The 21,430-nt window shown below is 73.6% G+C and carries 23 protein-coding genes; 8 read left to right on the forward strand and 15 right to left on the reverse strand.

All coding sequences use genetic code 11. The annotated features are described in order from the left end of the window. Positions 1–36: 36 nt before the first annotated feature. Positions 37–657 carry an L-threonylcarbamoyladenylate synthase gene (locus ACFC1X_RS31140; protein WP_376359964.1) on the reverse strand — a complete coding sequence of 207 codons (621 nt, stop codon included), beginning with the start codon at positions 655–657 and terminating at the stop codon, positions 37–39. Positions 658–816: 159 nt separating this feature from the next. On the opposite strand from ACFC1X_RS31140, the gene ACFC1X_RS31145 reads away from it, so the two are divergent. Beyond that, the gene (locus ACFC1X_RS31145; protein ID WP_376359967.1) at positions 817–2,349 is read left to right on the forward strand and encodes a helix-turn-helix domain-containing protein; all 1,533 of its coding nucleotides are present in this window, start codon (positions 817–819) and stop codon (positions 2,347–2,349) included. 147 nt (positions 2,350–2,496) lie between these two features. Here the strand turns inward: ACFC1X_RS31145 and ACFC1X_RS31150 are convergent, their stop codons facing one another. The 4 genes from ACFC1X_RS31150 to ACFC1X_RS31165 all read right to left on the reverse strand — a co-directional run bounded on the left by ACFC1X_RS31150 (position 2,497) and on the right by ACFC1X_RS31165 (position 6,019). Continuing rightward, positions 2,497–3,537, reverse strand: coding sequence for an NAD(P)-dependent alcohol dehydrogenase (locus tag ACFC1X_RS31150; protein WP_376359970.1), 1,041 nt, complete (start codon positions 3,535–3,537; stop codon positions 2,497–2,499). A 43-nt stretch (positions 3,538–3,580) separates the two neighbouring features. Continuing rightward, positions 3,581–4,378: an SDR family NAD(P)-dependent oxidoreductase gene (locus tag ACFC1X_RS31155; RefSeq protein WP_376359973.1), complete on the reverse strand. Its 798-nt coding sequence runs from the start codon at positions 4,376–4,378 to the stop codon at positions 3,581–3,583. After that, positions 4,375–5,055: a TetR/AcrR family transcriptional regulator gene (locus tag ACFC1X_RS31160; protein WP_376359976.1), complete on the reverse strand. Its 681-nt coding sequence runs from the start codon at positions 5,053–5,055 to the stop codon at positions 4,375–4,377. The genes ACFC1X_RS31155 and ACFC1X_RS31160 overlap by 4 nt, the downstream gene beginning before the upstream one ends. A gap of 106 nt (positions 5,056–5,161) precedes the next feature. Beyond that, the gene (locus tag ACFC1X_RS31165; protein ID WP_376359979.1) at positions 5,162–6,019 is read right to left on the reverse strand and encodes a fructosamine kinase family protein; all 858 of its coding nucleotides are present in this window, start codon (positions 6,017–6,019) and stop codon (positions 5,162–5,164) included. Between the two features lie 111 nt (positions 6,020–6,130). Here ACFC1X_RS31165 and ACFC1X_RS31170 point away from each other — a divergent pair, with 111 nt between their 5' ends. Next, entirely contained in the window at positions 6,131–6,454 is a 324-nt protein-coding gene (locus ACFC1X_RS31170; RefSeq protein WP_122618148.1) for a hypothetical protein, read from the forward strand. A gap of 68 nt (positions 6,455–6,522) precedes the next feature. Further along, positions 6,523–7,287, forward strand: coding sequence for a maleylpyruvate isomerase family mycothiol-dependent enzyme (locus ACFC1X_RS31175; protein ID WP_376359982.1), 765 nt, complete (start codon positions 6,523–6,525; stop codon positions 7,285–7,287). A gap of 15 nt (positions 7,288–7,302) precedes the next feature. Here ACFC1X_RS31175 and ACFC1X_RS31180 read toward each other — a convergent pair whose 3' ends face one another. Both ACFC1X_RS31180 and ACFC1X_RS31185 read right to left on the reverse strand, forming a co-directional pair. Then, positions 7,303–8,574 (reverse strand): SLC13 family permease, encoded by a 1,272-nt coding sequence (locus ACFC1X_RS31180; protein ID WP_376360172.1) that lies wholly within the window; start codon positions 8,572–8,574, stop codon positions 7,303–7,305. A gap of 69 nt (positions 8,575–8,643) precedes the next feature. Next, complete coding sequence (locus ACFC1X_RS31185) at positions 8,644–9,177, reverse strand: DoxX family protein (RefSeq protein ID WP_376359985.1); 534 nt, start codon at positions 9,175–9,177, stop codon at positions 8,644–8,646. Positions 9,178–9,292: 115 nt separating this feature from the next. On the opposite strand from ACFC1X_RS31185, the gene ACFC1X_RS31190 reads away from it, so the two are divergent. Next, on the forward strand, positions 9,293–9,925 hold the full coding sequence (locus ACFC1X_RS31190) for a GNAT family N-acetyltransferase (protein WP_376360175.1): 633 nt from the start codon (positions 9,293–9,295) through the stop codon (positions 9,923–9,925). A 24-nt stretch (positions 9,926–9,949) separates the two neighbouring features. Here the strand turns inward: ACFC1X_RS31190 and ACFC1X_RS31195 are convergent, their stop codons facing one another. From ACFC1X_RS31195 to ACFC1X_RS31205, 3 genes are read right to left on the reverse strand one after another with little or no spacing between them, the layout of a single operon-like run. Continuing rightward, positions 9,950–10,675, reverse strand: coding sequence for a metallophosphoesterase (locus tag ACFC1X_RS31195; RefSeq protein ID WP_376359988.1), 726 nt, complete (start codon positions 10,673–10,675; stop codon positions 9,950–9,952). Next, positions 10,675–10,971 (reverse strand): BON domain-containing protein, encoded by a 297-nt coding sequence (locus ACFC1X_RS31200; protein WP_376359991.1) that lies wholly within the window; start codon positions 10,969–10,971, stop codon positions 10,675–10,677. The genes ACFC1X_RS31195 and ACFC1X_RS31200 overlap by 1 nt, the downstream gene beginning before the upstream one ends. Next, positions 10,968–11,690, reverse strand: coding sequence for a nucleotidyltransferase family protein (locus tag ACFC1X_RS31205; RefSeq protein WP_376359993.1), 723 nt, complete (start codon positions 11,688–11,690; stop codon positions 10,968–10,970). The genes ACFC1X_RS31200 and ACFC1X_RS31205 overlap by 4 nt, the downstream gene beginning before the upstream one ends. 141 nt (positions 11,691–11,831) lie before the next feature. Between ACFC1X_RS31205 and ACFC1X_RS31210 the strand changes: the two genes are divergently transcribed. Next, positions 11,832–12,143, forward strand: a complete 312-nt coding sequence (locus tag ACFC1X_RS31210) for a hypothetical protein (RefSeq protein WP_376359996.1) — start codon at positions 11,832–11,834, stop codon at positions 12,141–12,143. Between the two features lie 27 nt (positions 12,144–12,170). Here the strand turns inward: ACFC1X_RS31210 and ACFC1X_RS31215 are convergent, their stop codons facing one another. After that, the gene (locus ACFC1X_RS31215) at positions 12,171–13,352 is read right to left on the reverse strand and encodes a PP2C family protein-serine/threonine phosphatase (protein ID WP_376360001.1); all 1,182 of its coding nucleotides are present in this window, start codon (positions 13,350–13,352) and stop codon (positions 12,171–12,173) included. 195 nt (positions 13,353–13,547) lie between these two features. On the opposite strand from ACFC1X_RS31215, the gene ACFC1X_RS31220 reads away from it, so the two are divergent. After that, on the forward strand, positions 13,548–14,165 hold the full coding sequence (locus ACFC1X_RS31220; protein ID WP_376360003.1) for a hypothetical protein: 618 nt from the start codon (positions 13,548–13,550) through the stop codon (positions 14,163–14,165). Between the two features lie 57 nt (positions 14,166–14,222). Here the strand turns inward: ACFC1X_RS31220 and ACFC1X_RS31225 are convergent, their stop codons facing one another. Beyond that, on the reverse strand, positions 14,223–14,597 hold the full coding sequence (locus ACFC1X_RS31225; RefSeq protein ID WP_376360008.1) for a peptidase M23: 375 nt from the start codon (positions 14,595–14,597) through the stop codon (positions 14,223–14,225). Positions 14,598–14,692: 95 nt separating this feature from the next. Then, the gene (ctaD, locus tag ACFC1X_RS31230) at positions 14,693–16,381 is read right to left on the reverse strand and encodes a cytochrome c oxidase subunit I (RefSeq protein ID WP_376360011.1); all 1,689 of its coding nucleotides are present in this window, start codon (positions 16,379–16,381) and stop codon (positions 14,693–14,695) included. Positions 16,382–17,433: 1,052 nt separating this feature from the next. On the opposite strand from ctaD, the gene ACFC1X_RS31235 reads away from it, so the two are divergent. Both ACFC1X_RS31235 and ACFC1X_RS31240 read left to right on the forward strand, forming a co-directional pair. Beyond that, positions 17,434–18,741, forward strand: a complete 1,308-nt coding sequence (locus ACFC1X_RS31235; RefSeq protein ID WP_376360014.1) for a cation:proton antiporter — start codon at positions 17,434–17,436, stop codon at positions 18,739–18,741. A gap of 198 nt (positions 18,742–18,939) precedes the next feature. Further along, entirely contained in the window at positions 18,940–19,377 is a 438-nt protein-coding gene (locus ACFC1X_RS31240; protein WP_376360017.1) for a hypothetical protein, read from the forward strand. An 87-nt stretch (positions 19,378–19,464) separates the two neighbouring features. On the opposite strand, the gene ACFC1X_RS31245 is transcribed toward ACFC1X_RS31240, so the two are convergent. Together ACFC1X_RS31245 and ACFC1X_RS31250 are read right to left on the reverse strand one after the other, a co-directional pair. Next, entirely contained in the window at positions 19,465–20,625 is a 1,161-nt protein-coding gene (locus ACFC1X_RS31245; protein ID WP_376360020.1) for a S1 family peptidase, read from the reverse strand. 216 nt (positions 20,626–20,841) lie between these two features. Next, positions 20,842–21,294, reverse strand: coding sequence for a hypothetical protein (locus tag ACFC1X_RS31250; protein ID WP_376360023.1), 453 nt, complete (start codon positions 21,292–21,294; stop codon positions 20,842–20,844). Between the last annotated feature and the right edge of the window lie 136 nt (positions 21,295–21,430).

The following is a 21,430-nucleotide window of genomic DNA, read 5'->3' on the forward strand; positions in this document are numbered from 1 at the left end:
GTTGCCGGGCGGGTCGCTTCGGCGGCCGGCCCGCCCCTACTCGAAGCGGCTCGTGTCTCCGGCGCCGTGCCGCACGATCTCCGCCTCGCCCCCGGAGAAGTCGACGACCGTCGTCGGTTCGGTACCGCAGTCCCCGGAGTCGATCACCGCGTCGAGCACGTGGTCGAGCCGGTCCTTGATCTCCCAGCCCTGCGTCATCGGCTCCTCCTCGCCGGGCAGCAGCAGCGTGCTGGACAGCAGCGGCTCGCCCAGTTCGGTGAGCAGGGCCTGGGTGACGACGTGGTCGGGGATGCGCACGCCCACGGTCTTCTTCTTCGGGTGCTGGAGCATGCGCGGCACCTCCCGCGTCGCCGGCAGGATGAAGGTGTAGCTGCCCGGGGTGGACGCCTTGATCGCCCGGAACACGTCGTTGTCGATCTGCACGAACTGGCCGAGCTGCGCGAAGTCCTGGCACACCAGGGTGAAGTGGTGCCGGTTGTCCAGTTGCCGGATCGACCGGATGCGGTCGATGCCGTCGCGGCTGCCCAGTCGGCAGCCCAGCGCGTAGCAGGAGTCCGTCGGATACGCGATCAGCGCGTCGGAGCGGACGCTGTCGGCCACCTGCGCGATGCTGCGCGGCTGGGGGTTCTCGGGGTGCACGTCGAAGTACTTCGCCATTCACCGAGCTTATGCCCGTCCGCGTGCGAGAGCCGACAGGCCCGGTCGGCCGCCCCGCCCGAGCCTTCCGCGGGCCTCGCACCGGCCCCGTGTCCGCGGCCATGAGGTAACGTCCCCGACCTGGGCCGGGGGCGAGGCGAGGACAAGGAGAAGGCCGACGTGGCGGGCCGAGCGGACGGGACGGGACAGCGGGCGGCGGGAGCCGCCGAGCACGCGGGATGGGCCGAGGAACTCCTCGACCACCTGCGGCCGGCCGGCCGCGACCCGGACAGGGTCATGACCTGGCTGGCCGGCGCCGCGGACGCCGCCGTCTCGCTCCAGGACGGCGCCGGCCGCCTGCTGGCCGGCGCCCGCCTCCCGCTGGACGAGGGCCTGGTCGCGGACATCACCGGCGGCCGGATCGCCTCCGCCGCCCTGGAGGACGGGGGCCGCCAGGTGCGGCTCGTCCGCGTGGCCCGGCCCCACCCGGCGCCCGACGCCGTCCTCGCCGTGGCCCGCGAGGCCCCCTTCGACCGGCGGGCCTCCGACATCGTCACGCACACCGCCCAGGTGCTGGAGCTGCTGCTGGCCGGACACGAGTCGGCGGCGGCCGGACACCGGCTGCGGCGGGCCACCTCCGACCTGCGCCTGGCCATCCTGCAACTGCTGATGGTGGAGGACACCGTCTCCGCCCGCCGGGTGGCCGCCGGACTCTGGCCGGGCCTCCTCGACACCGACACGGCCTGCGTGTACGTCGTGGAGAGCAGCCCCGGGGAACGGGACCGCCTGGCCGAGGAGTGCGTGTCGGCGACGGCCGAAGGGGCGCTGGTCGTGCGCTGCCCGGCGATGGACGGACACGTCATCGTCCTCGCCCCCCGGGACTCGGCCGGCCGGGAGCTGCGCACGCTCGTCGGCGGCCTGCCCGGCGTGTTCCTCGGCGGCAGCGCCCGGCAGGGCCTCGCCCGTACCGCCGCCGCGTACGGACAGGCGGTGAGCGCCCTGGCCGTCGCCCGGTTCCGGCCGGAGCAGGCGGCCGTGTACGCCGAGCGGACCCGCCCCGAGCTGCTGATGGAGCCCGCCGCCCTGTACGGCTGGACCGCCCGGATGCTGCGCCCGCTCGACGACCTGCCGCACCACACCCGCGCCGAACTGCTGGCCACCACCCGGCTCGGCCTGGAGTTCACCGCCGTCAACACGGCGAAGATCCTCGGGGTCAGCCGCAACACGGTCCGGGCCCGCATGGACCGCGTCGAGGGTCTGCTGCGCACCGACTTCACCGACCTGACCGTCCGCGCCGCCGTCCACCTCGCCCTGAACTCGCAGGTCGGCCTCGCCGAGCCGATGGGTGGGGCCGCCCCCGAGCGGCCCGGGGCGGCCGGTCTCACCGACCTGCTGTCCGGGCCCGCGCTGCGTACCTGGGCCGGGGACCTGCTCGGCCGCCTGGCCCCGGACGGCCGGGACCTGCGGCGCACCCTGCGCACCTGGATCGCCGTCGGCGGCAACGCCGAGCGGGCCGCCCAGCGGCTCGGGATGCACGCCCAGACCGTCCGCGAGCACGTCCGCAGCGCGGAGCCGGTCCTCGAACGCCAGCTGCTCGCCGCAGGCAGCGACCTGTACGAGGTCGTCCTGGCCCACCTCGCCGAGGGAGACCTCGGCGGGCCGCCGCTGCCCGGGACGAAACCGGGCCATCCGGACTCACCTGTGCACGGGTGAGTCCTTCCGGCCCGGCAGCGGGCACCGGCACGATTCACAACGGCGGAGCCGTCCACGTAGGTTCGACCGCACCGGGGGCACGACCGGAACGGGGGACCGGTCGCGCCCCCGACTCCGTCGCGCCGACGGCCGCGGCCCGGGGGCCGGTCAGCCGTGCGGCAGGATCACCGCGCGGCCGTTGACCTCGCCCGCGTGCAGCCGCTCGTACGCCAGGGGCGCGTCGTCCAGCGCGTACGTCTCGGTGTGCACCGACACGGCACCCGAGCGGGCCAGGTCCAGCACCTCGATCAGTTCGCCGCGGCTGCCCCAGTAGGGCGCGGTGACCGACACCTCGTACGGCAGCACGCCGAACCCGACGGGGAGCGAGCCGCCGCCGATGCCGACCAGCGTGACATCGCCCTCGACGGCGGCGACGGCGCCCGCGGTCCGCACGGTCGGCGCCACACCGACGAAGTCGAACACGGCCTCGGCGCCCAGACCTCCGGTCAGTTCCCGCACCGCATCCGCCGCCTTGGCGTCCGACAGCACCACCTCGTGGGCGCCCACCTCACGGGCGAGGCGCAGCTTGTCCTCGCTGACGTCGAGGGCGACGACCCGGGCGGACGTCAGCGCCCGCAGCAGCTGGATGGCGACGTGCCCGAGGCCGCCGGTCCCGATGACCACCGCGGTCGAGCCGGGCACCAGCTTGGGCAGCGACCGCTTGATTGCGTGGTACGGCGTCAGCCCGGCGTCGGTCAGCGGAACGGCCGCGACGGGGTCGAGCCCGTCCAGGGGCACCAGGTGCCGGGGGTCGTCGACGAGCAGGTACTCGGCCATCGACCCCGGCCGTCCCAGCCCCGGCGGGCGGATGCCCAGTGCGTCGGCGCGCAGGCAGTAGTTCTCCTTGCCCTCCGCGCACTTGGGGCAGATGCCGCAGCCCCAGGGCCCGTACACGGCCACCGCGTCGCCCTCGTCCAGCCCGGTCACCCCGGCGCCGAGCGCGGCCACCGTGCCGACGCCCTCGTGGCCGAGGGTGAGGGGAAGCTCGTAGGGGAAACTTTCCGCCGGCCAGCTCATCACCGCGATGTCGGAGTGGCAGACGCCGGCCGCGGTCACCTTCAGCAGCACCTGGCCGGGGCCGGGTTCCGGGTCGGGGACCGTGACGACCTCGGGCGGTGCCCCGATGGTGCGGTACTGCAGTGCCTTCATGATCGGACTCCTTCTTTCTCCCCCCGGGTTGTGTGACGGACCCTCAGACGGCCGTGTAGGCGCCGTCGACCAGGTGGTAGCCGCCCGCCACGAAGGACGCCCGGTCCGACAGCAGGAAGGCGATCAGCTCGGCGACCTCCTCGGAGCGCCCGAGCCGCCCGGCCGGGTGCAGGGCGACCAGGCCCTCGTACGCGGCCTCGTCCATGGTCTTCAGCAGCGGGGTGTCGATGAAGCCGGGGCCGACCGCGTTGACCCGGATGCCCTTGGCGGCGTACTCGGCGCCGGCGGTCCTGGTCAGCCCGACGACACCGTGCTTGGCGGCGACGTAGGCGGGCGAGCCCGCGAAGCCGACGGAGCCGAGGATGGAGGCGACGTTGACGATGGCGCCGCCCTTGCCCGCGGCCTCCATGACGGGCAGTTCGTAGCGCATCGAGTAGAAGACGCCGTCCAGGTTGGTGCGGACGACCCGCTGGTAGGCGTCGACGTCGTACGCGCCGGTCGGGGCGCTCGGGCCGCCGATGCCCGCGTTGTTCACGGCCAGGTCCAGGCCGCCGAAGGTGTCGACGGTCAACCGCACGGCGGCCTCGACGGACTCCGGGCTGGTCACGTCCAGCTCGACGGCGGCGGCCTCGACGCCCTCCGCGGTCAGCTCGGCGACGGCCTTGTGGGCGCCCTCGGCGTGGTGATCGGCGACGACGACGCGGGCGCCGGCCGCGCCGAGGCGGCGGGCGGTGGCCAGGCCGATGCCGGAGGCGGCGCCGGTGACGAGGGCGGTGCGGCCGGCGAACTCGGGGGCGGACCCGGTGGGCGCTGTCGCGGGGGTGGTGCCGGTGGTGCTCATGGTGCTTGCTCTCTGTCTTCCTCTGTGCTGGCGGGGGTCGCGGCCGCGGCCTCCGAGATCAGGGCGTCGTAGGCCCGCTCCACGAGGGCGGCGAGGTCCGCGGCTCCCGAGTCCGGTGCGTCACCGCGCGCCCACAGGCGCAGGGCGGCGATCAGGACTCCGGCGGCGGCGTCGACGAGGGCGGCCGGGCGCACGTCCCGGGCGTCGTCGGTGCCGAGCCTTTCGGCGACGATGCGGATCGACTCCTCCTGGGCGTCGACCCGGATGCGCTGGTAGGCGGCGAACAGGTCGGGCTCCGTGTCGGCCAGGGCCACCAGCCGGCGCATCCGGGGGCGGACGTGCCAGGCCGGGTCCTCCCGGTCCGCCAGCCAGTCGCGCACGGCCCGGCGGTAGGCGAGCAGCGGCGGCTCGTCGGCGGGGCGGGCGCGCAGCAGCTCGTTGATACGGGCGCCGTCCCGGCGGACGAAGTCGAGGGCCGCGTCCTCCTTGCCGGCGAAGTGCCGGCTGAACGTGCGGCGCGTGACGTCCGCGCGCTCGGCGATGGCCTCCACCGTGGTCGCCGCCGAACCGCGCTCCAGGAGCAGGTCGCAGGCGGCGGTGGCCAGCGCGTCGCGGGTCTGCCGGGCCTTGCGCTGCCGTCGGTCCTCGGTGGCGGGGGAGGGCTTCGTTGCCGTCATGCGTTCGAGCGTACACCCGGAAATGTCTCATTGGGACATGTGGCTCAACGGGACATGTGACCCGGCGGGACACGACATGCCCTGGGGTGCCGGACCCGCCCGGCACTCACCCCGCCGCGCGTGCCACCGCGAGGGCCTGTTCGGCGTACCCGCGGCCGAACAGGACGGCGTGCACCAGCAGCGGGAACAACTGGTGCAGGCCGACGCGGCCGGGCCAGCCGTCGGCGAGCGGCGCAATCTCCCCGTACGCCGCCATGACCCGCTCCAGGTGCGGGCAGCCGAAGAGGCGCAGCATCGCCAGGTCGGTCTCCCGGTGCCCGCCGTGGGCGGCCGGGTCGATCAGGTGGACGTGCCCGTCGTCGCCCCAGAGCACATTGCCGTTCCACAGGTCGCCGTGCAGCCGGGCCGGCGGCTCCGCGGGACCCGCGAGGCCGGGCAGCCGCTCGCAGACCCGCTCGACGTCGGCCGCTTCGGCCCCGGTGACCGTGCCGTCGTCCACCGCACGGCGCAGATACGGCAGGACGCGGTGCTCGGCGTACCAGGACGGCCAGTCGCTCCCGGCGGCGTTGCGCATCGGGGCGAGTCCGATGTACGCCTCCTCGGGCCCGCCGGGCGGCGCGGCTCCGAACGCGGGCGCCCCGGCGGCGTGCAGGGCGGCCAGCTCCCGGCCGAACCGGGCCGCCGCCTCCGCGCTCGGCCGGCCCTGCGGCACCCGGTCGGTGACCAGCCGGCGCTCGTCGTGCCCGTGCACCACCGGGATCCGCACCGCGCCGGCCGCGGCCAGCCAGCGCAGCCCGGCGGCCTCGGCCCGCGCGGCACCCGGGCCGTCCGCGACCTTGACCATCACCGTGCGGCCGTCGTCCAGGACGACCTCGCCGAGCGAACCGGATAGCCGGCGCTCGACGGTCGCCGGCCGGCCGGTGAACCGCGCCGCGACTGCCGAGTACGAGGAGTCGGAGCACATGGCCACCAGCCTAGGACCGCGCCGCCGCACCGGGACCCGACTGCCGCCGACCCGGTGAAAAACGCCCGGTACGCCGATCGAAGACGGGCGGGGCGGGGGAGCAGTGGGACTATGACCAGTTCAGCGTTCCAACGCACCATCATCCTGCCCGCCCCCGTGTGCCAACAGGCCGCGCAGCACCTCGAACACGCGGTGCAGAAGGCCATCGACGGTGCCGCGACGCCCTGGCGCGCCTTCCGCACCGCCGACGGCGACGACTTCGCGTTCTCGGTCCCGGTCGTCGAACAGGCCGCGGGCTGTCTGCTGGTGCTGGCCGCCGAGAGCGCCCAGAGCCTGCGCCCCTCCGCGCTGCGCGCCCTGATCACCGTCGCGCTGCACCTGCGGGACGCGGCCGAGGCCGTCCGCCGCCCCGCGCTCCCCACCGGGGCCTGGTGAACGCCGGAGCGCACCCGGGCAACGAAAAGACCGTGCCGCGCTCCTGAACATGTGTTTGGCTCTGCGGCATGGAGTTCACCCGCTTCCTCGACTGCCTCGCGGCCGACTACGACCGCATGCGGAACGCCGTCGGGACCGACGCCGACGCCGCGGTGCCGACCTGCCCCGGCTGGACGGTCGCCGATCTGACCCGCCACGTCGGCGAGGTCTACCTGCACAAGACCGTCGCCATGCGCGAGGGCGTCGAGCCCGAGCCCTGGCCGCCCAAGGAGTTCGCCGAGGAGGAGCCGGCCGCGCTGCTCGACCGGGGATACACGGCGCTGCGCGCCGAGTTCGCCACCCGCGCCCCCGGGGACGCGGCCGCCGGCTGGTACGGCCCCGACCAGAGCGTCGGCTTCTGGATCCGGCGGATGGCCCAGGAGACGGTCGTCCACCGCATCGACGCCGAACTCGCCACCGGCCGCCCCGTCACCCCCGTACCGGACGACCTCGCCGTCGACGGGATCGACGAACTGCTCAAGGTCTTCGTCGCGTTCGCCGTCGCCGAGTGGGGCGAGTACTTCACCGAGATCCTGGACGGCTCCCCGGGACGCACGTACCTCGTGCGGGCCGGTGACGCGGCCTGGCGGGTGCGCACCGGGCCGGGGGAGTTCGCCGTGACGGACGGCGCCGGTGACGGCACGGCCGACGTGACGCTGAGCGGCGCCCCGGAGGCGGTACTGCGCCGGCTCTGGAACCGGACGGGCACCGAGGACGACGACGGCGTGCGCGTCGAGGGCGCTCCCGAGGCCGTCGAGGAACTGCGGCGCTGCATCGTCGTCGCGACCCAGTGAGACCCGGGGCCGGCGTCAGGTGCCGATGAGGCGCAGCGCCCCCCACAGGGCCACGGTCGACGCCGCGACCGTGGCCGGTACGGTGAGCAGCCCCAGCAGCGTGAACCGGGCGAGGTTCACCTCGATGCCGTGCCGGTGCAGGATCCGCCGCCAGAGCAGGGTCGCGAGCGAGCCCACGTAGGTGAGGTTCGGGCCCAGGTTCACGCCGATCAGCACCGCGAGCACGTGCGCCGGACCGGCGGGCGCGGCCAGCGGGAGCAGGGCGAGGACGGCCGGCAGGTTGTTGACGACGTTGGCCAGCACCGCGGCCACCGCCGCCACCCCGAGCAGCGCCGGCAGCGAGTCCCCGTCCGGCAGCAGCCGCCCCAGCCCGGACGCCGGGCCGCCCGTCACCACCGCCTCCACCACGACACCGAGGGCCAGGACGAACACGCAGAACAGCGGCGACGCGGCGCCCACCATCTCCCGCGGCGTGACATGCCGTCGGGCCAGCGCCCGCAGACCGAGCACCAGAACACCGGCCAGCGCCGCCCACGCGGGGTCGAGCCCGACGGGGGAGGAGAGGGCGAACCCGGCCAGGGTCAGGGCCACGACGACGACGGTGAACCGGGGGACGGTCGGAGCGGCACGGGCGGCCGCTCCCGGCGCGGGCGCGGTGGCCGGCTCGTTCAGGTCCGCGCGGAAGAAGCGCCGGAAGACGGCGTACTCCACGGCGATCGCGGCCAGCCAGGGCAGCGCCATCAGCGCGGCGAACCGGGTGAAGCTCAGACCGCTGGCCGTGAACGCCAGCAGGTTGGTCAGGTTCGAGACCGGCAGCAGCAGCGAGGCGGAGTTCGACAGGTGCGCCGTGGCGTACACGTGCGGGCGGGCGCGGGCACCCGCCCGGGACGCGGTGGCGAGGACCACGGGGGTGAGCAGGACCGCGGTGGCGTCCAGGCTGAGCACGGCCGTGACCGCGCAGGCCACGCCGAACACACCGGTCAGCAGGCGCCGCGGGCTGCCCCCGCACCGGCGGGCCACGGCCGCGCCGACGGCCTCGAACAGGCCCTCCTTCGCGCACAGGTATGCCAGCATCAGCACCAGCGCGAGGAAGACGACCACCGGCAGCAGCGTGCGCGTCTCCTCCCACGCCTGCTGCGGGGTGACCGTGCCGAGCGCCACGGCGAGCACGGCGGCGGGAACGGCGGCCACCGCCTCCGGCAGCCCGCGCGGGCGCAGCACGGCGAAGGCCAGGACGCCAAGGAGCAGGACGAGGGGGACGGCCTCGGAGAGGACGGTGGTACTCAGGACTTCTCTCCTCGGATGCCCGCGACGGCCCGTGCGGCCGGTGCGGCCTGGCTGGAGCTGCCGATTCTGTCAGTGGCCCAGCTTCGCCCGGACGCCGCCCACGGTCGCGGCCGGGCGGGCCGTGGCCCGCACCGAACGCTGGATCAGGTGGGCGTCGTGCCGCACCCCCTTCGCGGCATGCCGCCCCCGCCACAGGAGGGACGGCCGGCCCGCGGTGTCGTCGGCCGCGATCAGCAGGCCGCCCATCATGGACAGGTTCTTGAGGAAGTGGATGCCCTGCTGCGCACGGTCCGCCGGGTCCTCCGCCTCCCAGAACCGGTGGCCCGCCAGCGTGGTGGGCACCAGCGTCGCGGCCAGGGCCAGTGCGGCCACCCGGGGGCAGCGGCCCAGCCCCAGCATGATCCCGCCCACCACGTGCACGGCCCCGTTGAGCCGTACGAGTTGTTCGGTGCGGTCCGGCAGCACCGACACCCGCTCGGTCACCGGCCGCACGACCGGCTCGGCCGCCGCCGCGACGTCCTGGGGCCTGCGCAGGGAATGCAGGCCGCCCGCGACGAACATCGAGGCGAGCATCGGGCGGCCGGCCGTACGCAGAAGACTCATGACGCGTTCTCGCTCTCTTTGAAGGTGTCGCTCACTCAGATCATCGAATGCCCGGTTCGGTCGGCGCCATTCGGCCGCTACTTGTGGGAGCGCTCCCAAGGAAGAGGATGGCGTGGTGATCCCGACTGCCGCCGTACGTCCCTACCGTCCCGCCGACGCCGCCGCCCTCGACGACATCTGCGTCCGCACCGCGCACAACGGCCGCGACAGCAGGCCCGTGTACGCCGACCCCTCCGTACTGCCCGCCGTCTTCGCCGCCCCCTACGTCCATCTGGACCCCGGCCTGGCCTTCGTGCTGGACGACGGGGAGGGACAGGCGGTCGGTTACATCCTCGGTACGGCGGACACGCCGCGCTTCGCCGAGGAGTTCCGCTCCACGTGGCTGCCGCGGGTCGCGGACCGCTATCCGGCGCCGCAGGGGCCGCCCGACGGCCCGGACGCGGTCATGGCCGGGCTGCTGCACGACCCCGAGCGGATGATCGTCCCCGAACTGGCCGCCTACCCGGCCCATCTGCACATCGACCTGCTGCCCGAATGGCAGGGGCGCGGGCACGGGCGGGCGCTGATGCGGGCGTTCTGGCGGGCGCTGCGGGACCGCGGCGTACCGGCCGTCCATCTGGTCATGGCCACGGCCAACACGCAGGCCAGGGCCTTCTACGACCGGATGGGCTTCCACGAGATCGAGGTGGCGGGCATGGATTCCGCGGACGTCACCTGCCTGGGACGGGCGACGGAGGACGACGCCTGACCGGCGCCCGATCCCGTCGGCGCGTCAGGCGGCGTTCAGCTGGTAGACGTTGAAGGCGCGGCGGATCACGGGCTGGGCGACGTTGCGCACCCGTACCCCGCCCGCCGTCATGCCGTGCTCCGTGCCCAGGTGGGCGTGGCCGTGGACGGCGAGGTCCGCGCCGGCCGTGTCGATCGCCTCGGCGAGCAGGTAGCTGCCGAGGAACGGGTAGATCTCCAGCGGTTCACCGGCCAGGGTGTCGGCGACGGGGGAGAAGTGGGTGAGCGCGATCCGCACGGCGCAGTCCTGGCCGGCCAGTTCCTCCAGGGCGGAGCGCAGACTGTCCGCCGAGCGCCGGGTGGTGCGGACGAACTCCTTCATCAGCGGCTCGCCGAACTCCCCGGCGCTGCGGCCCACGAAGCCCCCGCAGAACCCCTTGGCCCCGGCGATGCCGACCCGGGTCCCGGCGCACTCCACGACCGCGCCCTCACCCTCCAGCACGGTCACGCCGGCGTCCCGCAGGAGCGCGGCGACCTTGTCGGGCCGCTCGTCGTGGTGGTCGTGGTTGCCGAGGACGGCCACGACCGGCACCGGCAGGTCGCGCACCTCCTGGGCGACCACCCGCGCCTCCTCCGGCGTGCCGTGCCGGGTGAGGTCGCCCGCGAGCAGCAGCACGTCGGCGCAGTCGGGCAGGGTCTCGAAGGCGGGCCGCAGCAGTCCCTGGCTGTCGGGCCCCATGTGGATGTCCCCGACGGCGGCGACGCGGATCATCACAGCTCCTCGGCGTGGTCGGGGCCGGCGGTCTCCGCCACCACGACGTCCGCGTGCACGGTGAGCCCGGCCAGTTCCTGGAGGGCGATCCGCAGCAGCGTCTCGCGGCACCGCTCGGACGGCACCGTGCCGGTGATCGCGACGGCGCCGGCCCGGATCTCGGCGCGTACGCCCAGCTCGCCCAGTTCCTCCGCGGCGAGCCGGTCGTGCAGGTGGGCGACGCGGTACTCGATGTTCTCGCCCGCCGGGGAACCGGTGCTCGACGCCGGCTGCCCGTGGGGCGTGGGCTCGCTCATGGCTGCTCCTCCTTCGCGGGGGCGGGCGGTGCGGCGACCGGGTGACCGGACGGCGGGATGATCTCCAGCCGCTCCAGGATGAAGAAGAACGCGGCCGGCATCGGGGCGTCCGCGCAGTCGCGGCGCAACCCCGCCCAGTCGATCTTCTCGCGCAGTGTGCGGGCGATCGGCAGCACCGCACCGAAGTCGCAGTGGTGCTCCGAGAAGGCCGCCAGCAGGCCGCGCAGCAGGTCGGTGGGGGACAGGACCGGCATCAGCACCGAGTCCACGGACAGGTCCTGCGCCCGGTCCAGCAGCTCCGTCGAGACCGGCTCGTGCGCCAGCTCGAAGATCAGGTCGACCTGCTGGCCCAGGCAGCTCGCCTTCAGCAGCCAGTCCTCGGGCGGCGTGTACACCACCAGCCCCGCCGCCCGCAGCGTCGCGGCGACCGCGTCCGCGTCGTCGGGACGGATGCAGAAGTCCACGTCGTGCTGGAGGTTCTGGACGCCGCCGTGCGCGTACACGGCGACACTGCCGGCCAGCGCGAACGGGTGCTCCGCCTTCTTCAGGGTCGAACCCACCTGCTTGGCGGCCTGGAGGATCGCCTGGTTGCGGTCGACCGGCAGCTCCTCGTGGCCCGGCTCACTCGGTGGAACGAGCCCGGGATCCCCCACCGCCGGACGGAGCTCGGAAACGCCGGCGCGCTGTTCGAAAGCGTCCTCGTCGGCGGGCTGCCTCATCGTTGTCCCCTTCCGGGCGGTCACCGTCGTCGGACCGGAACGGACCGGCCCTCCCCTGGAAACGCGGGTACCCGGCGCGCCCCCCACGACACGGCGGCCCTCCCTGAGGTGCGGTCGGGGGATCGCGGGCACTCGGACGGCATGAACGACAAGCGGATGCGACAGCGGACCGCCTCCGAGGACCGCCGGACCGTGGAACGGCTGGTGGCGGCGTGGCTGGCGGAGACCGAACGGCACGACGCCGGCGCGGCCGACGAGGCCCGCACCGGGTGGGAAAGGGGCGCCCTGTCCGAACCGGCCGCCCAGGACCTGGCCACCTGGGTGACCGCCCGGATCACCGACACCGGATTCACCGAGGACGAGGGCCCCTACGTGGCGGGCCCCGTCCGGATCACCCCGGCGGACAAGGACACCGTGCACGCCTGGCTGCGGGAGCGGGGACACCGCGTGTGACGCGATGACCGGCCCCTCCGCGCGTCGTCAGCCGGACGGGGGCCGCCACTCGAACATGAGCAGCGTCGCGTCGTCCCGCAGCCGGTCCTCCTGCATGGCCAGGATCGAGTGGATCAGCCGGCGCAGCGACTCCGGCGCCAGTTCGCCGCCGGCCGTGGCCCGGATGACGTAGTCGGCGAACCGCTCCAGGCCAAGGAGCGTCGCCTCCGGGGTCCGCGCCTCCACGACACCGTCGGTGTACATCAGCACCCGGTCCCCGGGCTCCAGCGAGATCTCGTGGGTCCGGCGCGGCCGTGCGGCGAGCTGCGCCGGCAGGCCCATCGGCGGATCGGCCTCGCGCTCCATGGCGTCGATGACCAACTGCTGGTCGCGGATGAGGATGGGCGCGGGATGACCGCAGTTGGCCCAGCGCAGCACCCCCGTGGCCAGGTCCAGCTGGCAGACGACCGCCGTGCAGAACTGGTCCGGCAGCCAGGCGGACAGCGCCTCGTCCACGGCCGTCACCAGCTCGGGCAGCTCGGCGCCCGTGCGCCGGGCGTTGCGGCAGGCGGCCAGGGCGACCGCGCTGGTGAGCCCGGAGGCCAGGTCGTGCCCCATGGCGTCCAGGACGGCCACGTGCAGGGTCGTCTCGGTGAGCGAGTGGTCGAAGGCGTCGCCGCCGATCTCGTACGCGGGTTCCAGGACGGCCGTCGACACGACCTGCGCGTTGCCGATGGTGCGCGGCGGCAGGAAGGCGCGGAGCATCTCGGCGGGCAGCTGCATCCGTTCGGTGCGGGTGCTGCGGACGTAGGAGTCCTCGTAGGCCCGCTTCGAGGTGATCATCATGGCGGTCAGCGAGGCGAGCGCCCGGCCCCGGGTGAGCGACGACGAGGTGAGCGCGGTGTCGTTCACGGCCAGCACACCCAGCCGCTCCGCGCCGTCCAGCAGCGGGAACCAGGCGGTGACGCCGTCCGCCCCCGACTCCTCCACGCGCAGGCCCTGCGTGCGGTACGCCCATCCCGCCAGCGACCCGTCGACCGGGAGGGCCGACGCCATGCCCGTCTGGGGGACGAGGTGCCGCTGCTGGAGGTCGACGAGGTAGACCACGGTGTTCCGCAGTCCCAGGGCGTGCGAGCAGCGGGCCACCGCGGTGGACAGGTCCAGGGTGAGGTGGGCCGGATCGGCGAGGAACTCCTGGAGCGTCGTGTCGCCCGTCTCCGACGTGGACACCTCGGCTCCTCTCGTCGGCGGTGACGTTGCGCAGCAGTCTGGCACCGCGTGCCCGGCCCCGCCCGTCGGGCGGACGGGGGCGACCGGCCGACACGAACGGCCCCCGGCGTGCAACCCATCGGGGCCGTGCCGAGTCGTAATGGACAAGCCGTACCGAGACCGACACACACTCCGATGATCTGACATGGGGGAAACATGTACGTCCGTGCCCGAGGGGTCCGCGCCGCGGCGACCGCGCTGGCGGCCGGCGCCGCGCTCGCCGTGACCGCCGTCCCGGCGAACGCCGCACCACCGCGATCCGCCCCGCCCGCCTTCCTGGAGCCGGCCGACCTGCCGCCGCACCCCTCCTCCGAGTGGTACGCCGGACCCGTCACCGCCGGGCAGCCCGACCCGCTGCCCATGTGCGTCGGCGACGCGCTGCCGTCCACCGCCTCCCACCGCCGGTACTGGACGGAGTACGACACTGGCGCCCTCCAGGTCACGGTCGTCGAGCGCAGCACGCGGCACGCCGTGAAGCTCGCCGCGCTGCTGCGCGAGGACCTGGCCGACTGCGCGCGCGAGGTGATGGAGCGGCATCCCGACATCACCGCCACGCAGAAGTACTACGGCCGCCTCGACGTGGAGGAGGGCGCCCACGTCTACGGCGTCCACACGGTCGCCGAGTGGGGCGCCTCCGACATCGGCCTGTTCTCGGTCGGCCGGGACGGCAGGACCGTGACCGTCGTGCAGTGGGGCCAGATGGGCACCTTCGAGCACGCGCAGGTGGCCGACTTCAGGGCCACCACCGTCACGGCCGTCGACAAGCTGAACTGAACGCACGGGGGGCGGGCCGGTGGTCCGGCCCGCCCCCGCGGTGTGCTCCGGCGCGGGTCAGCAGTCCGGAACGCCCGCGATCTTCTCGCCGCCCCTCAGGTACAGGTTGTTGACCCAGGCGATGTCGCTGCCCGAGAACTCCTGCACGGCGGTCCACCAGCTGTTGCCGCCCACCGCCGGGTCGTGCACGTACTCGCCCCGCTTCTGGCAGACCGCGTCCAGCCAGTAGGTGGAGCGGACCGCGAGCACGTTGGAGTTCCTGGTGGGGTGCTGGCGCAGGTTGACGTTGGTCGCCCAGAGGTAGACGTCGGTGAGGGTCGGGTCACCGCCGCTCGGCGCCGCCGGGGCGGCCTGGGCCGTGCCGGCGAGCCCGCCTACGGCGAACGCGGCCGCCGCCAGCGCGGTGACGGAGTGACGCATCAGTCGCTTCATGTGTGATTCCCCCTGTGCCGGTCTGCGGCCGGGCGGCACCCGGCCCGCACTCGGCACTCTAGGGAGGATCCGGGCCCAAGGGTCCCTGACAAGTGTCAGGGCCCGGTGCGCTCCGCCTCCTCGAGCGCGACGAGTTCGGGATGGTGGAGATCGTAGGCCGGTGACTCGGAGCGCACGCGCGGCAGGGCGTGGAAGTTGTGCCGCGGCGGCGGGCAGGAGGTGGCCCACTCCAGGGAACGCCCGTAACCCCAGGGGTCGTCGGTCTCGACCGGACGCCCGTACTTCGCGGTCTTCCACACGTTGTACAGGAACGGCAGCGTCGACAGGCCGAGCAGGAACGCGCCGACGGAGGAGACCGTGTTGAGGGCCGTGAAGCCGTCCGCGGCCAGGTAGTCCGCGTACCGGCGGGGCATGCCCTCCACGCCGAGCCAGTGCTGCACCAGGAACGTGGTGTGGAAACCGGCGAACAGCGTCCAGAAGTGCACCTTCTCCAGCCGGTGGTCGAGCATGCGGCCGGTCATCTTCGGCCACCAGAAGCTGAATCCGCCGAACATCGCGAACACGATCGTGCCGAACAGCACGTAGTGGAAGTGCGCGACGACGAAGTACGAGTCGGTGACGTGCCAGTCCAGCGGCGGCGAGCCGAGGATCACCCCGGTCAGCCCGCCGAAGAGGAACGTCACCAGGAAGCCGGCCGCCCACAGCATCGGCGGCTCGAAGGACAGGGAACCCCGCCACATCGTGCCGATCCAGTTGAAGAACTTCACCCCGGTGGGGACGGCGATGAGATACGTCAGGAACGAGAAGAACGGCAGCAGCACGGCACCGGTGGCGAACATGTGATGCGCCCACACGGTGGCCGAGAGCCCCGCGATGGCGATGGTGGCGCCCACCAGCCCCATGTAGCCGAAGATCGGCTTACGGGCGAAGACCGGGATGATCTCGGTGATCACCCCGAAGAACGGCAGCGCGAGGATGTACACCTCGGGGTGGCCGAAGAACCAGAACAGGTGCTGCCACAGGAGCGCCCCGCCGTTCTCGGCGTCGAACACATGGGCGCCGAAGTGCCGGTCGGCCTCCAGCACCAGCAGCGCGGCCGCCAGCACCGGGAAGGCCAGCAGCACCAGGACCGAGGTCAGCAGCACGTTCCAGACGAAGATCGGCATGCGGAAGATGGTCAGGCCGGGGGCGCGCATGCAGATGATCGTGGTGATGAAGTTGACCGCGCCCAGGATCGTGCCGAACCCGGACAGCGCCAGCCCCATGATCCACAGGTCGCCGCCGAGGTAGGGGGCGCGCAGCGGGCCGCTGAGCGGCGTGTAGGCGGTCCAGCCGAAGTCCGCCGCGCCCTGCGGGGTGAGGAAACCGCCGAGCACGATCAGCCCGCCGAACAGGAACAGCCAGTACGCCAGCATGTTCAGCCGTGGGAACGCCACGTCCGGCGCGCCGATCTGCAACGGCATGACGGCGTTCGTGAACCCCGCGAAGGTCGGGGTGGCGAACAGCAGCAGCATGATGGTGCCGTGCATCGTGAAGGCCTGGTTGTACTGCTCGTGGGAGAGCACCTGGATGCCGGGCCGGGCCAACTCGGCCCGCAGCAGCATGGCCAGCGCCCCGGCGATCAGGAAGAACGCGAACGACGTGATGAGGTACAGATGACCGATCCGCTTGTGGTCGGTCGTGGTGACCCAGGAGACGAGGACCCGCCCCCTGCCGTGGCGTTCCGCCGCCGGGACCACGGCGGTCGGTCGGGTCGGTTCGGTCGGTTCGGTCTGTGTCACCATCCGACCAGGGCAACCGAGCCCCGGCCGCCCGCGTCGATGCCACGTCACGCAACCACCGAGGTACGGCCGGTTGGCTGATCGTTTGTAGCCGTCCGGGTGGGCCGGCGCCCCGGGCGGCCGAAGCGGCCGTCACCCGAATGGCCCCCGCACGCTACTGGTCACGGCCGAACCGGTGTCTCCTTGAGGGTGTCAGCGGCGTCCAGGCTGGGAGGCCGATCATGTACGAAATGTGCGTGGGCCCGGAGAAGGCGGGCGGAGCGTTGGTGTGGCACGTGTTGGCCAAACAGGCCGCGGCCACGCTGTGCGGACAGCAGCTCCGCGAACGTATTGAGGCATCCGACGGTGAACGGGCACGTCACTGCCCGGACTGCATGGCTTCCTTCGAGAAGTTGATGGCAACCACACCGTGCTGACGGACCGTCCGCGAGCTGTCCGCCCCGTCGCTCCACGCGGCGGGGCGGACGGCTTTCCCGGTCCCGGAGCCGTTGGGCGACGTTCACCCGGTCGGGGCAGTGTCATGACAGGGTCCGGGGGAATTCGCCGAGCATGCCCCGGGGCGCGACGTCCTCCCGCGTCCGGGGCGGTGGGACGCGCCGCGGCAGGGATCCCCGAGTCGGCCGCGGCGCATCCTCCTCCCACCGCGCGCCGGCACCCGCCGCATCGGCCGAGGATGGGTGTCGGCCACCGGAACATTTGGGTGTCGTCCCCGATGGCGGCGCCGCCCCCCGGCGTGTGACCGTGGACCGACGCCGCGCCCCGGGGGCCTATTCGGGGGCCGGGGGACGTTGCAGGGAAGCCTCATTCAGCCCGTTCGCGGGCGTTGCCGCGTGGTCCGTTCCGGGTGTGCCGTTCGCACCCCGAGTAGCCGGGGCGGCCGGTGCCCCGTTCGGTTCCGGGTGCGGTGTCACGGCACCGGCGCCGGTCGACGGCGTCCGGCCGTCCGCCCGACGACGACGCACCGCAGACGACGCACCACAGATGAAGGAGAACCCGCATCCATCCCCGTCATGTGAAGCCCTCCCCACTCTCCGCACGGCGGAAGGCGGTGACCCGTGGGACACGCTGACACCCTGCTCGCCATGGGCGGCGCCTTCCTCGCCGCCGCGTTCCTCGCCCGCCTCGGCGGCAGGATCGGACTTCCGACGATTCCCCTGTTCATGCTCGCCGGCATCCTGCTCGGCCCGCACACCCCCGGCTTCGTCCTGGTCGAGGACGCGCACGACTTCGAGATGCTCTCGGCGCTCGGACTGGTGCTGCTGCTGTTCTACCTGGGCCTGGAGTTCCACCTCGACGACCTCAGGACCGGCGGCAAACGGCTGCTCGCCGCGGGCGGCATCTATCTGCTCCTCAACGTCGGGGCCGGCCTCGGCTTCGGGTTCGTCCTCGGCTGGGGCCTGCGCGAGGCGCTGGTGCTCGCCGGCGTGCTCGGCATCTCCTCCTCCGCGATCGTCACCAAGATCCTCATCGACCTGGGCCGGATCGGCCGCCCCGAGACGCGTCTGATCCTGGGCGTCATCGTGGTGGAGGACATCTTCCTCGCGCTGTACCTGGCCGCCCTGCAACCGATCATCGCGGGCGCCCAGGGCTTCGCGGAGATCGCCCTGCAGGCCGGCAAGGCCTTCGGCTTCCTGCTGGTGCTGGCCGCCGCGGCCCGCTACGGCACCCGGCTCGTGGGCCGCCTGATCGCGACCCGGGACAACGAACTCCTCGTCATCAGCTTCCTCGGCGCGGCCGTGCTGGTCGCCGGCGTCTCCGAGGTGCTCGGCGTGGCCGACGCCATCGGCGCCTTCATGGTCGGCCTGATCCTGGCGGGCACCCCTTCCGGGCCCCGGATACGCGAGTTGGTGCACCCGCTCCGTGACGCCTTCGCGGCCATCTTCTTCTTCGCGTTCGGTCTCGCCATCGACCCCGGTGACATCGCCTCCGTCGCCGGTCCGGTCGCCGCGGCGGCGGCCCTGACCGTCGTCATGAACATCGCCGCCGGACTGTGCGTCGCCCGGCTGTACGACTACGGCGCGCAGCCCGCCGCGGAGATCGCCACCACCCTGGTCGCCCGCGGGGAGTTCGCGCTGATCCTCGCCGCGATGGCCGCGGGCGCCGGACTCGACGAGCGGCTCGCCCCCTTCATCGCCGGGTACGTCCTCGTGCTCGCCGTCCTTGGTCCCATCGTGGCGGCGCGGGCGCACCTGCTCGCCGGTGCCCTGCGGACGGCCGCCGGGCTGCTGCCCGGGACCAGGTCACCGGCCGCGGTGCCGGGCGACGGGAAGGGCGAGGAAGGGCCGTCGGAGTCCGTGTCGCTGTCCGCGGGGGCGGCCTCGTCGTCGTCGTCCGCCTCGGAGCGCGCGGAGGCCGAACGCTAGGCCGGTCCCGGGGCCGAGAGGAGACGCGCGGGATCCGGCCCACGGGGCGGGTGGTGTACGGCGATCCGGCCGCCGCCGTGCACTCCGGTCGCCCACCCGCCCGGCACGGCCCCCTTCCCCCCGGTGGGACAATCTGCCCACAGGGCCGGTGTCCGACGCCGTGGTCGGACCCGTCCGGGACCGGAAGGAGCCGTCAGCATGATCGAGTGGGTGCCCCTGGGCAGCGGTGCCAGACCCGTCCCCCGGCCGGTCGCGGCTCCCCTGGTGTGGGCGGGGGCCTTCGGCGGCGCCCTCGCCCTGGTGGCACTCCTCAACGGCACGGTGGGCTCGGGCCGTCCGGGACTCGCCCTGCTCGTGCTCTCCGTGCTGGCGGCGCTGCTCGGGCTGTGCGCCCGGTTCACGGCCGCTCCCGGGACGGCCGTGCTGTGCTGGCTGTCCCTCAACGGCTTCGCGATCCCGCCGGCCGGCGTCCTGACGTGGACCGGCCGGCGGGACGCGCTGTGGCTCGCCTGCCTGCTCGGCGCCGCCCTCGTCGGCACGGCGCTGGCCCGCGTGGTGCACGCGCGGGCCGCCTACCGACGGCTCGGCGCGGCGACGGGGCCCGACTCGCCGGAGCCGGGCCCCGGCGACTTCTGACCGTCCCGACCGCCGCCCCGCGCCCGGACGTTGGTCCGGGAAGGGCCCGCCGGACGCCCGGCGCGGCCCTCCCCGCCCTTTACGGCGTCAGGCCGTGTGCAGCCTCAGCCCGTAGCGGTTCAGGATCTCGTTGACGGGCTGGAACCAGGTCTCGCCGCCGCTGGAGCAGTTGCCCCAGCCGCCCGAGGTGACGCCCTGCGCCTGGTCACCGCTGATGAAGGAACCGCCGGAGTCGCCGCCCTCGGCGCACACGCTGGTCTTGGTCATCTGGTGCACCGCGCCCTGGCTGTAGTTGACCGTCTCGTTCTTGGCGAGCACGGTGCCGCAGTGCCAGTGGGTGGTGGAGCCGGAGCGGCAGATCGAGGCGCCGACGGGTGCCTCGTTGGAGCCGCGCACCAGCTGGTCGGAGACGGTGCCCCAGCCGAGCACGACCGGCACGGTCCACCAGCCGCTGCCCACGCTGACCCAGGCGTAGTCGTTGCCCGGGAACGACGAGCCCTGGAACGTGCCGATGTACGACCGGTCCCAGCCGCTCACCCCCGCGCCCGTCCCGCCGCAGTGCCCGGCGGTGACGAACCCGCCGTGCACGGAGAAGCCGATGGAACAGCGGACGTTGCCCGTGTAGTACGGGTCGCCGCCGACGGTGCCCGCCGCGAAGGTCTGCGGCGCCGAGGCCACCGTCCGCACCGTGACCGGACCGGCCTCGCGGGCCTGTTCCACGAAGCGCTGGACATCGTTGTCAGTCTGCTCGGCGCGGACTACGTCGACGACCACGGTGTTCGCCGCCGTGTCGACACGCCAACTGCTCACGCCGGAGGGCGCGTCGAGGCGGTCGACGCGTGCCTTGGTCGCGTCGAGCAGCTTGGCGCTGTGCTCGACGGTGCGCACCCGCGCGCCGGTGGCGCGGACCGCCGCCGCCGTGGACGGTGCCGCGTCCGCGGTGACGGCCACGGTCAGCCGTCCGGAGGCGGCGTCGAACCACGAGCCGCCGAAGGCCTTTCCGGCGGCCCGGCGTGCCTCGGGCGCGAGGCTTCCGGCCCGGCGTTCGGCCGCGAGCCGGTCCTCGGCCTCGGCCCGGGTGAGACCGAAGTCCCGCTGCATGGCGTCCAGGAGACCGGCGGAGGCCGGCTGCTCGGTGGAGGGGGAGGGGGCGTCGGCCGCCGAGGCCGGCAGGGTGCCGACCGCGGTGAGGCTGCCGAGTACGAGGAGGCCGGCCAGGCCGAGGTGCCTGAGTCTGCTGCGTCTCACGGGAGTTGCCCTTCGTCGTTCCAGCAAGGTGGGGGTGGAACAACCGCGTGCTGAGAGCGCTCTCATCGGGTTGCTTCGAGCTTAGCCAGCCCGCGTTATCAGGTCCATGCCAATGCACGGCCTTTCGTGGAACCCGCGTCGGATCGGCGCTGCCCGGGGTGCGCTGTGCCGGCCACCCCGGGCGGGGCGGCCGGCACGGTGTGCGTGGCGTGTCGGTCAGTACCAGCCGGTCTGCGCCCAGACGTGGCCGTCGCAGGTGAGCAGGGCGCGCGAGACGCGGCCGTTCAGGTTGTTGCCGATCTTCGAGTAGGCGTAGTTGATGCCCGGGTCGACGGTCTCCGAGACCCAGCCGTCGGCCCGTCCGGCGCCCGAGTTCGAGCGTTCCAGCACGGCGGCGCAGTTGGCCCGGGAGTTCTCGATCCGGGCGAACGAACCGCAGCGGGAGGAGTAGAAGTACTTCAGCGCCATGCCCTCCGCGTACCGGGTGGCGCCGACCTGCCGGAACGTCCCCGCGCAGCTGGACACGGTCGGATACTGCCCCTCCATGCCGTAGGCGCCGTAGTTCCCGCCCGAGTACGGGGCGGCCTGGGCCGGTACGGCGGACAGCGCCAGCGCGGCGGCGGCGCCCCCCGCGGCGAGCAGAGTGGTGAGCGATGATCGGCGGCTCATGAGCCCTCGTTTCCTGTGTCGGCGATGACTGTGTCGGCGGTGAGCCGGACCGGCGACCACCCCCGTCAGCGACGTTAGGCGGGCCTCGCGGTGCCCGGTACCTGAGAGATGTCAGGGCGGTAGGGATCCTTCCGCC

This window comes from Streptomyces sp. NPDC056128, from assembly GCF_042263835.1.
Classification (GTDB): domain Bacteria; phylum Actinomycetota; class Actinomycetes; order Streptomycetales; family Streptomycetaceae; genus Streptomyces.

Coding starts and splice junctions, on each gene's coding strand:
- ACFC1X_RS31140 (WP_376359964.1), bottom strand. CDS start 657: ATGGCGAAGTACTTCGACGTGCACCCCGAGAACCCCCAGCCGCGCAGC.
- ACFC1X_RS31200 (WP_376359991.1), bottom strand. CDS start 10,971: ATGAGCGAGCCCACGCCCCACGGGCAGCCGGCGTCGAGCACCGGTTCC.
- ACFC1X_RS31205 (WP_376359993.1), bottom strand. CDS start 11,690: ATGAGGCAGCCCGCCGACGAGGACGCTTTCGAACAGCGCGCCGGCGTT.
- ACFC1X_RS31210 (WP_376359996.1), top strand. CDS start 11,832: ATGAACGACAAGCGGATGCGACAGCGGACCGCCTCCGAGGACCGCCGG.
- ACFC1X_RS31160 (WP_376359976.1), bottom strand. CDS start 5,055: ATGACGGCAACGAAGCCCTCCCCCGCCACCGAGGACCGACGGCAGCGC.
- ACFC1X_RS31195 (WP_376359988.1), bottom strand. CDS start 10,675: ATGATCCGCGTCGCCGCCGTCGGGGACATCCACATGGGGCCCGACAGC.
- ACFC1X_RS31150 (WP_376359970.1), bottom strand. CDS start 3,537: ATGAAGGCACTGCAGTACCGCACCATCGGGGCACCGCCCGAGGTCGTC.
- ACFC1X_RS31155 (WP_376359973.1), bottom strand. CDS start 4,378: ATGAGCACCACCGGCACCACCCCCGCGACAGCGCCCACCGGGTCCGCC.
- ACFC1X_RS31225 (WP_376360008.1), bottom strand. CDS start 14,597: ATGAAGCGACTGATGCGTCACTCCGTCACCGCGCTGGCGGCGGCCGCG.
- ctaD (WP_376360011.1), bottom strand. CDS start 16,381: ATGGTGACACAGACCGAACCGACCGAACCGACCCGACCGACCGCCGTG.
- ACFC1X_RS31220 (WP_376360003.1), top strand. CDS start 13,548: ATGTACGTCCGTGCCCGAGGGGTCCGCGCCGCGGCGACCGCGCTGGCG.
- ACFC1X_RS31165 (WP_376359979.1), bottom strand. CDS start 6,019: ATGTGCTCCGACTCCTCGTACTCGGCAGTCGCGGCGCGGTTCACCGGC.
- ACFC1X_RS31170 (WP_122618148.1), top strand. CDS start 6,131: ATGACCAGTTCAGCGTTCCAACGCACCATCATCCTGCCCGCCCCCGTG.
- ACFC1X_RS31240 (WP_376360017.1), top strand. CDS start 18,940: ATGATCGAGTGGGTGCCCCTGGGCAGCGGTGCCAGACCCGTCCCCCGG.
- ACFC1X_RS31250 (WP_376360023.1), bottom strand. CDS start 21,294: ATGAGCCGCCGATCATCGCTCACCACTCTGCTCGCCGCGGGGGGCGCC.
- ACFC1X_RS31185 (WP_376359985.1), bottom strand. CDS start 9,177: ATGAGTCTTCTGCGTACGGCCGGCCGCCCGATGCTCGCCTCGATGTTC.
- ACFC1X_RS31175 (WP_376359982.1), top strand. CDS start 6,523: ATGGAGTTCACCCGCTTCCTCGACTGCCTCGCGGCCGACTACGACCGC.